The 12,054-nt window shown below is 67.1% G+C and carries 12 protein-coding genes; 2 read left to right on the top strand and 10 right to left on the bottom strand.

The features are described 5' to 3' along the window. Positions 1–8: 8 nt before the first annotated feature. From AC3WRR_RS20840 to AC3WRR_RS20855, 4 genes are all read right to left on the bottom strand, one after another. Entirely contained in the window at positions 9–785 is a 777-nt protein-coding gene (locus tag AC3WRR_RS20840) for a taurine ABC transporter ATP-binding protein (RefSeq protein ID WP_010813418.1), read from the bottom strand. An 86-nt stretch (positions 786–871) separates the two neighbouring features. Next, positions 872–1,870, bottom strand: a complete 999-nt coding sequence (tauA, locus tag AC3WRR_RS20845; RefSeq protein WP_492298003.1) for a taurine ABC transporter substrate-binding protein — start codon at positions 1,868–1,870, stop codon at positions 872–874. A 270-nt stretch (positions 1,871–2,140) separates the two neighbouring features. After that, positions 2,141–3,121 (bottom strand): ABC transporter substrate-binding protein, encoded by a 981-nt coding sequence (locus tag AC3WRR_RS20850; RefSeq protein WP_010813416.1) that lies wholly within the window; start codon positions 3,119–3,121, stop codon positions 2,141–2,143. 156 nt (positions 3,122–3,277) lie between these two features. Further along, a complete protein-coding gene (locus AC3WRR_RS20855) occupies positions 3,278–3,697 on the bottom strand; it encodes a DUF1801 domain-containing protein (RefSeq protein ID WP_010813415.1) in 420 nt (139 codons plus the stop codon). A 220-nt stretch (positions 3,698–3,917) separates the two neighbouring features. Here AC3WRR_RS20855 and AC3WRR_RS20860 point away from each other — a divergent pair, with 220 nt between their 5' ends. Further along, on the top strand, positions 3,918–4,388 hold the full coding sequence (locus tag AC3WRR_RS20860) for a DUF1801 domain-containing protein (protein ID WP_010813414.1): 471 nt from the start codon (positions 3,918–3,920) through the stop codon (positions 4,386–4,388). A 10-nt stretch (positions 4,389–4,398) separates the two neighbouring features. On the opposite strand, the gene AC3WRR_RS20865 is transcribed toward AC3WRR_RS20860, so the two are convergent. The 6 genes from AC3WRR_RS20865 to AC3WRR_RS20890 form a co-directional block, all read right to left on the bottom strand. Continuing rightward, complete coding sequence (locus tag AC3WRR_RS20865) at positions 4,399–5,163, bottom strand: fumarylacetoacetate hydrolase family protein (protein ID WP_010813413.1); 765 nt, start codon at positions 5,161–5,163, stop codon at positions 4,399–4,401. Beyond that, positions 5,160–6,590: an amidase gene (locus AC3WRR_RS20870; protein WP_492298005.1), complete on the bottom strand. Its 1,431-nt coding sequence runs from the start codon at positions 6,588–6,590 to the stop codon at positions 5,160–5,162. Before AC3WRR_RS20870 ends, AC3WRR_RS20865 begins: the two co-directional genes overlap by 4 nt. A 24-nt stretch (positions 6,591–6,614) precedes the next feature. Beyond that, positions 6,615–7,697, bottom strand: coding sequence for a TRAP transporter substrate-binding protein (locus AC3WRR_RS20875; RefSeq protein WP_011616864.1), 1,083 nt, complete (start codon positions 7,695–7,697; stop codon positions 6,615–6,617). A gap of 17 nt (positions 7,698–7,714) precedes the next feature. Next, positions 7,715–9,022, bottom strand: coding sequence for a TRAP transporter large permease (locus tag AC3WRR_RS20880; RefSeq protein WP_011616863.1), 1,308 nt, complete (start codon positions 9,020–9,022; stop codon positions 7,715–7,717). Then, complete coding sequence (locus AC3WRR_RS20885; RefSeq protein WP_439672564.1) at positions 9,019–9,678, bottom strand: TRAP transporter small permease subunit; 660 nt, start codon at positions 9,676–9,678, stop codon at positions 9,019–9,021. The genes AC3WRR_RS20880 and AC3WRR_RS20885 overlap by 4 nt, the downstream gene beginning before the upstream one ends. A gap of 102 nt (positions 9,679–9,780) precedes the next feature. Beyond that, positions 9,781–10,728, bottom strand: a complete 948-nt coding sequence (locus AC3WRR_RS20890; RefSeq protein ID WP_081225766.1) for an IclR family transcriptional regulator — start codon at positions 10,726–10,728, stop codon at positions 9,781–9,783. Positions 10,729–11,109: 381 nt separating this feature from the next. Between AC3WRR_RS20890 and AC3WRR_RS20895 the strand changes: the two genes are divergently transcribed. Next, entirely contained in the window at positions 11,110–11,799 is a 690-nt protein-coding gene (locus AC3WRR_RS20895) for a GntR family transcriptional regulator (RefSeq protein ID WP_041688034.1), read from the top strand. The last annotated feature ends 255 nt before the right edge of the window (positions 11,800–12,054 follow it).

A 12,054-nucleotide genomic window follows, 5' to 3' on the forward strand; every position in this document is an offset into this window, starting at 1 on the left:
CGTGTTCCTCAAGCGGTGGCATGGATCAGATCAATGATCTCTTCGCGATAGCGGATGAACTCCGGGTCGGCCTTGACTGCACGGGCGTCCCCGCATTCGATGAAGCGCCGCGCGAACGGCAGTTCATAGGTGTGCGCGATGCGGCCAGGCGACGGCGTCATGACAATCAGCCGCGTGGCCAGGAACAGCGCCTCTTCCACGCTGTGCGTGATAAAGAAGACGATCTTCTGTTCCTTGGCCCAGAGCTTGAGAATCAGCGCCTGGATCGATTCGCGCGTCAGCGCGTCGAGCGCGCCCAGCGGCTCGTCCATCAGCATCACCGCCGGATCACAGGCGAGCGCGCGGGCAATCCCGACGCGCTGCTGCATGCCGCCCGAGAGCTGATAGACCGGCTTGCCGGCGACATCTTCCAGCCCGACCGCGGCCAGCTTCTCATGCGCGACCCGCATCCGTTCGGCACGCGACACCCCACGCAGGCGCAACCCCAGCGCGACGTTGTCCGCCACGCTGAGCCACGGCATCAGGGCGTGCTTCTGGAACACCACGCCGCGTTCGGCACCCGGCCCGCGCACCACCTTGCCGGACAGCCGGATCTCGCCTTCCGAGGGTTCCATGAAGCCTGCGATGCACGACAGCAAGGTGGTCTTGCCGCAGCCCGAGGCACCGAGCGCCACGACGAAATCGCCGCGCTCCATGGTGAGGTTGACTTGCGACAGGGCCAGCGTTTTGGCGCCGCCCGCGACGCCGTAGTTGACACTGAGATTATCGATTTCAAGCTTGTACATGATGGGCTTCCGCAACAGGACTTTCGGGGCGGCCGCGCGGGACTGGCTTGAGCGCGGCGGCCATCTTCAGCGCGATGGGCGCGGCGTCAGCGCAACGCCCGCTTTGCCCATTCCGCATTGACGCCCGGGCCATAGTCCGGCAGGACGGTCTGGATGGTGCCCTGCTCCTTGAGGAACTGCGCCGCGGACTGCAGCGCGCGCGCCGCGCCGCCGCCCAGCCAGCGCTCCGACACCTGCTCCTGCAGCGTGGGGAAGGCGTACAGCGCCATGCTCGCGGGTACCGTCTCGGGCTTGGCGCCAGACACCTTGGCCACCGCCTTCACCATGGGCGAATCGGGGGTCCAGGACGCCTTGTTCTTGCGGTAGTTTTCATCGGCCGCGGCCAGCACGCGCACCAGCTTGACCATGAACTCCGGGTTCTCACGGGCAAACTTCTTGTTGGCGATCATGCCGTCGAAGGTGGCCTTGCCGGTGTCGGCGGCGATCTGGCCGGAGGTCATCAGCACGGTGCCGGACTGCTTGAGCTTGGCCAGCACCGGGTCCCAGATAAAGGTGGCGTCGATGTCGCCACGCTCCCAGGCGGCGGCTACTTCGGGCGGGCGCATGTTGACGATGCGGACGTCCTTCGGATTGATCCTGGCGCGCTCCAGCGCGACCAGCGTGTGGTAGTGCGTGGTCGACACGAAGGGCACGCCGACGCGCTTGCCCTTCAGGTCGGCGACGCTGGCGATCTTGCTGCCATTGCGCGCGACCATCGCCTCGGCCGCGTTGATATCGTCCAGGATCCAGAACAGTTCGACATCCAGCCCTTGCGACAGCGCCGACGCAATCGGCGAGGTGCCGGCCTCGCCAATGGCGATCTGGCCCGAAGCCATGGCGCGGATCACGTCCCCGCCGCCGCCGAACTGCCGGAACGAGACCGTGTAGCCGGTCTGCTTTTCCAGCTCCTGCATGTCCTGCGCGTAGCGCCAGGGCACCACCATGTCCTGGTAAGCAATTACTACATTCTTGCTCTGGGCGTGTGCGGCTGGCGCCAGCGCGGCCACCAGGGCGAAATACGTCGCTATCTGCTTGATCCACCGCATGGTTTTGCTCCTCGGAACGGGAAATATGTTTGGGGGTCACGGCTTTATAGGTGAGGGCCATTCCGGGCCTATAGGACCAGTTGCCCGGATTCGCTGGGACCAGAACGGTCCGCGCCGGCGCAGGCCGCGCCAGGCCGTGAAATGGGCTGGCGCGGGTCGGCGTCAATCATGGAAATCCTTAGCGGCCTCCGGCGAGGCCATGGTCGTGCCGGAGGCGCTTGCCGAGGCCGTCGATGGACTCAGTGCACGGCCTGGCGCCGCCCGCGGCAGTCAGGCGGTAAGGGAGAACCCGGAGTCGAAGGTCTGCCGCACATCGAGCCGCTGCTTGAGCAACCCAGCTTTCTGGTAGAAATCCGCCGTGCGCTGCTGCTCGGCGATCAGTTCGGCATCGATCTGCCGCCATTGCGTGTGCCGCCGCTCGAACTGCAGCCGTGCCGCCTGCGGCGGGATCCCGATGATGCGGGCGAGGGCCGCAGAGAACTCCGGCACGTGCTGGTAGGACCATTGCTGCGCACGCACCACCCGGCGCAGGAAGTCTTGCAGCACCGCGCGCTTGGCCGCCAGCGCGGCATCGGTGGCTGCCAGGTAGCTGAGGCCGGACCACAGCCCGCGTCCGCTGACCAGCACGCGCGCGTGGCCGCTGGTTTCCGCCATCGCGGTATAGGGTTCCCACGTCGCCCACGCGTCCACCGAGCCGCTGCTCAATGCGAGCTTGGCATCCGCCGGCGGCAGGAAGCGGAGGTTGGCGTCCTCCGGCTTCAGCCCCGCGGATTCCAGCGCCTTGAGCGTCACCAGGTGGCCGATCGAGCCACGGTTGGTGCCAATGCTCTTGCCTTTCAGGTCGGCCGCCTGCCGCAGCGGCGAGTCGGGCCGCACCAGGATTGCCGTGCCGTAGGGATCAGAGCGGTTGGCGCCGATCAGCTTGATCCGCGTGCCGGCAGCCAGCGCGAAGATCGCCGGGGCATCGCCGATCGGGCCGCTGTCGACCGCGCCCGCGTTCAGCGCCTCGGCAAGCGGTGCCGCGGCAGGGAACTCGGTCCATTGAATGTCGTAGTTCAGGCCGTCGAGCGCGTTGGCGGATTCGAGCAGCGCGCGCAGGCCGCCCTTCTGGTCGCCGGCTTTCAGGACCGGGCGCCCCTGCGCTTGTGCATTGCCGGTGGCGAACGTGGTGAAGGAAAGGATGGGGCCGGAGGCGAGCGCGGCCGTGGCGGCGGCGCCCTGGCGCAGGAACTGTCGTCGGGAAGCGGTCATGGCATTCGCGGGGAGATTGAAACCCACGAACCTACGCGCGCAGCACGCGAAAACCAACGAAGAAAACCGGCATTCCATATGCGTGGAGCATGCCGGACGGGACGTTCTTTGCGATGCTCAGGCGCGCGCCCGCACGCCAGGATGCTTCGTGTCCCTTTACTCTTTGCTCTCTTGTGCTTTCGCCCGGGTAGCCGCGGACGGTGCCTTCCTCTTCGACTTGCCCTGATTGAACGCAATCGCGGCACGGATGAGATTCTTCATGGCACGCGCATCAATCTTGTCGCCCTCGAAGAGATCGATCGCACGCCACTTGTTGCCGCCGAGGCCGGCGTTGAAGAGCTTGTCGGGATCCGGCAGGCTCGCCCCGTTGGTGAAGGTGATCTTCACCTTCTCCTTGTGCGCGTTGGCGACCGCGATCATGCCGTCGCGTGACCACACCGGGCTCCCCATCCATTTCCATTCCTCGATGATCTCGCCGTCGGCCTCGAGGATGGTCTTGCGGAGCTTCGCCAGCGTCTTGCCACGCCAGTCAGTGAGTCCTGCGATCAGCTCGTCGATACGTTCCGATGGATTCATGGATGCCTATTCCTCGAATTTTTCCCGCGCATGAGGCAGCTCGCGTCCGGCCATGACAGAGAGCGTTCCGGTCGATCCCTCGTTCGTTGCCCGATCCGCTTCAGCAGGTTAGCATAGCCCGATTGTCGTGCTTCAAGCACTGTCGTCAGCGGCTATGTCTGCCCTGGGCGACTTGGCCTGTCTGTCAGGTGGTCAGCGTGTATTCGATGGAGTGAAGGCAATGGCGAACCAACCATCCAGGAAGCCGGCGCACGCCGCAACGAAGACTCCGGCCAGGCGGGCCGCTGCCAGCCCGCCCCTGCTCGCAGGCGGCAACCCCCAGATCGCGAAGGCCGACGGAGATGCCCCCGTGCAGGCCTACATCGCCGCCATGCCGGGCTGGAAACAAGACGCCGGGCGCCGTCTCGACGCGCTCATCGAGCGCAACGTTCCCAACGTCCGCAAGGCAGTGAAGTGGAACTCGCCGTTCTATGGCATCGAGGGCCAGGGCTGGTTCCTCAGCTTCCATTGCATGACGAAGTACATCAAGGTGGCCTTCTTCCGTGGCATGTCGCTGCGCCCTGTTCCCCCTGTCGAATCCAAGGACAAGAACACGCGCTACTTCCACATCCACGAAGACGCCGAGCTTGACGAGGCGCTGGTGGCAAGCTGGGTCCGGCAGGCATCGGAGCTGCCTGGCTGGGTTCCGTAAGCCCCCGCCCTCAGAACCACGCCGCAAGCGTCCCCAGCCCTTCGATCCCGGCGCTGACGCGGGTTCCGGCAGAGGCAAAGAGCAGCCCGGTGCAGGTGCCGGTGGTCACCACTTGCCCGGCTTTCAGCCCCGCCCCGCGCGCGGCGCAGTGGTTGGCCAGCCAGACCAGCAGCGCGCCGACATCAGGGCTCTGGTGCCCGCCGACGGTATGCGCCACGGTGCGCCGGCCGAAGCGCAGCGTGGCCTCCAGCGCGCCCAGGTGCAGCCACTCGCGCGCGAACGGCGTGGGGCGCCCCGTCACCAGTGCGCCATGGCTGAGCAGGTCGGCCAGCTGCGCATCGCTGCCGGCCCCGAGCCAGTCCTCCAGGCGGCTTTCCACGACTTCAATGGCAGGCACCACCAGCGCAAGCGCGGCCTCGATATCCCGGCGCTCATAAGGCCGGCCGCGCGGCGGCAGGCTGGCGCCGAGCACAAAGGCAACCTCCACCTCGATGCCGCGCAGGCGCCAGGCCGGCCCCCGCAGGCCCACGCCATCCGGCAGCAGGCCGGCCGCCGGCAGCGGCGCACAGGCGGGTTCCTGGCCCGGCCCCCTCGCACCAACCTTCCAGCCGCCAATCGGGCCGATCATGGCAAGCGTGGCATCCTGCACGGCGTAGCTGCCGCCATGCGCAAGCGGGTGCAACAGTGCCGGATCGACGCGCTCGCCGCGCGTACGCGCGACGCAGAGCATCTGCGCGAGCGCCGCCGGCGTACCTGGCGCAACCAGGGTCTTCATCGGCCCTGCCCGTCGAGCGGGAATCCCGGCGCCCTCGGGAAGGCCTGCTCGAACTGGCGCGCGATTGCCAGCAGCAACGCATCCTCGGCCGGCGCCGCCACCAGCTGGAGGCCAACCGGCAAGCCCTCTGCCTCGCCGCATGGCAACGAGATCGCGGGCAGGCCGGCAGCATTGGCGAATGCGGTGAACACCGCATGGCCACGCGGCCCGGCCTCGCGGCCTTCGATCACAGGCGGGTGCGACTGTGCGGCCGGCCATGGCAATGCCGCTGCGGCGGGCGTCAGCAGCAGGTCGTAGCGTGCGAACAGCAAGGAAAGCTCGCTGCGCAGACGCTCCACGGCCATCAGCAGATCAAACAGCTGCACGGCACGCAGGCCTGGGCCAGCCGATGCATTGGCCTGCGTGGCAGCACCGAACGTGCCCGCATCGAGCGGCGGGCAGAACGGCAGTTGCGCGCCGCCCTGCTCCACCAGCCAGGCCAGGCCGGCCTGCGACAACAGCGACCATTTGGCATTGGTCGCTTCAGCCAGATCGAACGCCTGCGCGGTATCCACCGTGTGGCCAAGTTCACGCAGCGCTTGCGCTGCCTGCCCGGTCAAGGCAGCGATGCGCGCATCCACCGGATGATCGCCGAACCGGGGCACGTGCAAGACCCGGCATGGCCGCGGCGGCATCTGCAGCGGCACGCCGGCAAAGCGCCGGGAATCGGGATCGCGCGGGTCGGGCTGGCCCAGCGCCTCGGCCATGGCCATCGCATCGGCCACGCAGCGGGCCAGCGGGCCGACCACTTCATAGCGCATGAAGATCTCTGGCAGCCCATCGCCGCGCGGCAGCCGGCCGGGCGACGGCTTGAAGCCCACCAGCCCGGTATGCGAGGCCGGGCGCCGGATCGAGCCGCCGCCGTCGGTGCCCAGCGCCAGCGGGCAGCAGCCCGATGCCACCGCCGCCACCGCGCCGCCGGAAGACCCGCCCGGCGTCAGGGCCGGCTGCCAGGGATTGCCGGTTGTGCCGAAGACGAGGTTGTCGGTATAGCCCTGCATGGCGAACTCCGGCACATTGGTCTTGCCGAAGATCAGCGCCCCGGCCGCGCGCAGGCGCGCCACCGGTAGTTCGTCGCGGTCCGGGACAAAGCCCGCCAGCGCGCGGCTGCCCCAATGCGTGGGCAGGCCGCGCACGTGCAGGTTGTCCTTGACGGTGACCGGCACGCCATCGAGCGCACCCAGCGGCTCGCCACGGCGCCAGCGCGCGGTGCTCTCCTGTGCCGCCGCCATGGCGCCTTCAGTATCGAATGCGATCACGGCGTTCAGCGCCGGATTGCAGTGCGCCGTGCGCGCCAGGCAGGACGCCAGCGCCTGTTGCGGCGTGAAGCGGCCGGTGGCGTAGCCGTCGGTGAGCGCATGTGCCGGCAGTTTCCAAAGATCATCCATCGTCGTCTCCGCCGTCCTCAGTATTCACTTGACCCCGACCAGCGGCCCGATGGTCTGCTTCCAGATGGCCGAGCATTGCGGGTAAGACTTGTCGCAGACCTCGGTCCAGGTCGGCAGCGAGACCGTGGTCAGCGCGTCGCGCACCAGCTGCAGGTCGGCCGGACGCACGGGCACCTCCTTCATGGCGAACTTCTTGCCGGTCTTGCACGGCTCTTTGCCGACGTTGCAGCGCGAGGCATCCTCGAACAACTCGCGCGAGTAGGACCAGGTATCGCGCTCGAAACGCTGGAAGGCCTCGGCCAGGCGCGTTTGCTGGTCGGGCGGCAGCGCGTTCCAGCGGCTGAGCTTGATGGCGTACGCATTCAGCGCGATCTGGAAGCCAACTGGCATGAAGTATGAGGTGACCTCGGGCCATCCCGCCGTGTTCGCCGAGCTCGGGCCGGTGATCGCGCAATCGGTGACGCCGCGCTCGAGCGCCTGCTGGGTCTCGCCGAAGGGGATCGTCACCGGAATGCCGCCGAGCTTCTCGATGAATTTGGCCAGGGACTGGTCATAGACGCGCACCTTCTTGCCCTTCAGGTCGGCCAGTCCGCCAATCGGCGACTTGCAGAACACCACCTGCGGCCCGAACGGCCAGATCCCGAGCAGCTTGGCGCCGTAGCGTTCCTGCAGGCGCTTGTCGAAGGCATTGCGGTAGGCATCCACGGCCTTGCTGGCCGAGCCGTAGTCGGTGCTCAGGCCAACGATGTCCGGCCCGAGGAAGAATGGCTCGTCGCGCGAGACCTGGGCCAGGCGCAGGCTGACGATGTCGAACAGCCCGGAGCGAAGCACGCGCAGGCCGTCTGAATCCTTGATGCCGAGCACATCCATCGGCTTGTAGTCGGCATCGATCGGCAGGCCGGTGTTCCTGGCGAAGTTCTCGAAAAAGGGCTGCTCCTTGTTCTGCTGGATCAGGCCGGTCGCGACGAGGTTGCCGGCTACACGCAGCTTCGTTTGCTGGGCTGGTTGAGCAGGCTGTGCCTGGGCAGTGCCCGGCAGCAGCACGGCGGCAACGCAGGCGACATGGGCGGCCGCGATCAGCGCGCCGGCGATTCGTTTGGCGTTCATGGGAGCTTCCTTGGAGGTCAATGCCCGAACATCAGGTTGGGCAGATAGGTGGCAATCGCCGGGAAATGGATCAGCACGGCGGTCATCACCACCATGGCGGCAAAGAACGGCAGCGTGCCCTGGAAGACTTCATTGATCGATCCTTCGCCGCGCACGCCCTGGATCACGTAGAGCGTCATGCCGATCGGCGGGCTGATCAGCGAGATCTCGCACATCAGCACCATGAACACGCCGAAGAACACGGGATCGATGCCGGCCGCCTGCACGATCGGGAAGACCACCGGGACCGTGCCGACCAGCATCGGCATGGTCTCCAGCGCGATGCCCAGCACCAGGTAGAGGGCTGCCAGCAGCCACAGCAACACTGCCGGCGACACGTCCACCTGCTTCATCAGGCCGGCCAGCGCCTGCGGCACCCCCAGCATGGAGAGCACGAAGTTCAGGTAGAGCGCGGCCACCAGGATCAGCGCGGTCATCGCGGTCAGGCGCAGCGTGGAGCGGAAGCAGTCGTGCAGCATGGCGACGCTGAGCTTGCCGTAGGCGGCCGCCACCGGCAGGCACACCAGCACGCCGAGCGCGGCGCTCTCGGTGACCGTGGCCCAGCCGGTGTAGATGCTGCCCATCACCACCGTGAACACCAGCAGCGGGCCCGCCAGGTGGCGCGAGTTGCTCAGCCTGGCGAGCAGCGGCACACGGGCCTCGCGCGGGCCGCCCGCCGCGGGCTTCCACAGGCAGATCAGCAGGATCGTGGCCAGGAACAGCACGGTCATGATGGCCCCGGGGAGCACGCCCGCCACATACAGCCGCGCCGCCGAAGTATTGGTCATCGAGCCGTAGATGATGAAGGCCACGCCGGGCGGGATCAGGTTGCCCAGGCTGGCGCCGGCCGCGATCGAGCCCAGCACCATGCGCTGGTCATAGCCGCGATTGCGGAAGGAAGGCAGCGCGACCGTGGAAATCGTCGCCGCGGTGGCCACCGATGACCCTGACACCGCCGAGAACAAGGCCGAGGCACCGATATTGGTATGTAGCAGGCCGCCCGGCAGGCGGTTCAGCCAGTCGCCGAGCGACTGGTACATCTTGTCCGTCGCGCCGCCGCGCATCAGGATCTCGCCCAGCAGGATATAGAGCGGAATCGACAGCAGCAGGTAGTCCTCGCCGGCTGCCCACAACTGTTCGCCCAATGCGTCGATCGCTGGCATGCCGAAATAGGCCAGCGCCCCGGCCACGCCCACCACCAGCATGCTGGTGGCCACATGGAAGCCAAGGAACATCAGCCCCAGCATCAGGCACAGCCCGAGCAGGATTTCAATGGGACCGATCATGCTGCCGCTCCTTCGCTCTTGCCTTCAGCGCTGCCCTGGCCTGCGCCATTGCCCTCAGCGGGCGCGGCGGCGACGCGGATGTCCGCCTCCGCCTCGATCTCCTCGGCCAGGGTCTGCGGCCCGAACTGGCTGTTCAGGCGGGCCCAGTCGCGCCGCACCAGCAGCTGCAGGGCGTGCCAGGCGGCGCAGGCCGCCACCAGTGCGAACAGGGCATAGCCGGCCAGCCACAGGGTCTGGGGCATCCACAGGGGCGTGGCAAGCGGCGTGGACGCGGTGCTGTGCAGGTCGATGGAGTCCACCAGCACATGGCCGGCGCGCCAGAGGCAGAGTCCAGCCACGGCAGCCAGGCTCAGCATCGCCAGCAGGTTGAGCACGGCCCGCACCTTGACCGGAAAGCGCGTCAGCAGGAAGTCCACCCGGGTATGGCCGCGCCCGACCAGGGTGTAGGCAAAGCCGCACGCGCCAAGGATGGCGTAGGTATAGCCGCCGATTTCATCGATACCCTGCAAGCTGAAGCCACCCAGCTTGCGCCCGAGCATTTCGACGCAGGTCGCCACCGACAGCACGATCAGCCACCATCCGCACAGGATGGCTATACGGTCAATGCCGGCGGCAAGCCGTCGGCTCCAGGGGGTATCGGCAAGCAGGGTCTTCATGGTGCGGGGGCCGGTCGTGACATTGCTTCCATTGAAGCGCATGGCCAGACCCGCGCGGCGGCTTTCCCGCACGCCGGAACTTCTTGAATAAACCCTTAGGAATCAACAGCTTTCCGGCGCGCCCGCGTGGAAAGGCAAGGACGCTGCGGGCACTGGCATCGGGCAGGGCACGCGGGTGCAGCGCCCGCCGTAGGCTGCGCTGATCTCTGTGGCAGCCCAACGCACCCAGGCGCCAAGCTCATCGAAACGGGCACGCACGATGCGCTGGCTGGAACCGGCCAGCGAGACCGCGGCAAAGGGCCGGCCGTGCTCGTCACAAATCGCGGCGGCAATGCAGCACAGGCCGACCGCATTCTGCTCGTCGTCCACCGCATAGCCGCGCCGGCGCACTTCGGCCAGGGTCTCATGCAGGCGCGAGGGGCGTGCAATGGTGTTGTTGGTCAGGCGCGGCAGGCCAAAGGTGCGCAGGTATTGCAGCACGTCGGGCTCGCTCTTGGCGGCCAGCACCGCCTGGCCCATGGCCGTGCCATGCAGCGGCGCACGCTGGCCCGGCCTGGCCAGCGCGCGGCTGCCGTGGGGGCCCTCTGCCTGGCAGGCGAAAACAATCTGCCCGTCGCTGGCCACGCCCAGGTTGACGGTCTCCCCGGACAACGCGCTCAACCGTTGCATCACCGGCAGGGCAAGTTCGCTGATGCGGCGCCGGCGGGCGAAAGCGGCACCCACCGAGAAGCAACGCACGCCCACGTACCACAGGCTGCGCTCGCGATCGAACTGGACAAACTGGCGCTGCTCCAGAGTGGTCAGCAGGCGATGGACAGTCGACGTAGACAGGCCGCTGCGTGCCGCCAGATCCACCAGCCGGTAGCCCTCGTCGTCATCGGACAACAGCTCGATCAACTGGAGCGCGCGCGTCAGGGACTGCACCGTGCTGTCGCCGTCCCGGCATTCCCGCCCTTCCCGTGACGGAGGGTCGGCGCTGGCGGCAGGCGCCACCGCCCGTGTTGCGGCTTCCTTCCTGGCCTCCCTTGTCCTGGTCGTGGTGCCTGCCATGTGAGTCCCCTTGCTTGCGTTGCCGCACGCGGACGCAAGTTCCGGGCCACTGCCCGGTCACGGGCCTGGCCCACGCCGGACATGGGCATGCGGTCAGCCCGCACCGCCGCCGTGCCACATGCACTCGCTCCGCCCCGCCCTTCGCCCGACTTTAGTGCACAAAATTGTGTACAACCATGATGGAAGCCATTAAGAATATCTCGCCCAACGGCCGAAACACGAAGAGGGAAATCCCTTGTTTTCTTGTGCTGGCTCTTGTGGGCGGCCCGTTTTAACCTGTATACAATATTTCCAGCCGTTGCCTGGCATCCGGATTGCCTTCACCAGCATCCCGGATGCGGGCAAAAAGGCGCCACTTCTCCACCTATCGAGCAGATAACGTTGACGACCCAGCAAAGCATGGCCGCAAAAGCAGAGGCGCCTTCCATTGCGGAACGCATCAGCCAGGCCATCATGGAGCACCGCGTTGCGCCTGGCATGAAGCTGGCCGAGGAACGGCTCGCACTGGCTTTTCGCGTCAGCCGCACGAAGATACGGCAGGCCTTGACGGTCCTGGCCAAGGAAGGACTGGTGCAGCTGCATCCGAACCGCGGTGCCTATGTCACCAGTCCGTCGGTACAGGAAGCACAAGACTTGTTCGCGGCGCGCCGCGTGGTCGAACGTGACATTGTCTGCAATGTGGTCGCGCGCGCTGGCAAGGCCGGGCTACGCCGCCTGCGCCAACACCTGGCCAAGGAGGCCCGCGCCCGCGCGGATAACGATCATCGCACCCTGATCAAGCTCACGGGCGAATTCCACATGCTGCTGGCAGAGCTGGGCGGCAACAGTTTTTTCATCAAGCTGATGGGGGAGCTTTGCCCGCTCACCTGCCTGATCATCGCGCTCTACAACGCACCGAACGCACCGGCTTGCCCGGATGACGAGCACTCCGGCATCGTCGATGCGATCGAGGCTGGCGATGCCGCTACCGCCTGCGCGCGGATGCTTGCGCACCTGGATCACGTGGAACGCGAACTGAACCTCGGGCCGCGCGACAAGGGGGATGTCGACTGGGAGGCGGTGTTCGGCTGATGGCGCAGGCAGCCGGCCGCGCATCACACGGTGTTGCAGAAGACCTCGGTCAGCGTGTTCCCGACGACCGACCATGCGCCTCCCCCTCAGTCAATGGCTCCCGAGGCCGCCCGCCTTCAGACTGCCAGGCGCTCCACCGCCCTCTGACGCCTGACCATCCCCAACGAGAACATCGACAACCCTGCGACCAGTGCCGGCACGCCGATCAGTGCAAACAACGCCGGCATCCCCAACCCCATCGACAGCATCGTCGCC

This window comes from Cupriavidus sp. FW305-3-2-15-C-LB2, from assembly GCF_058787575.1.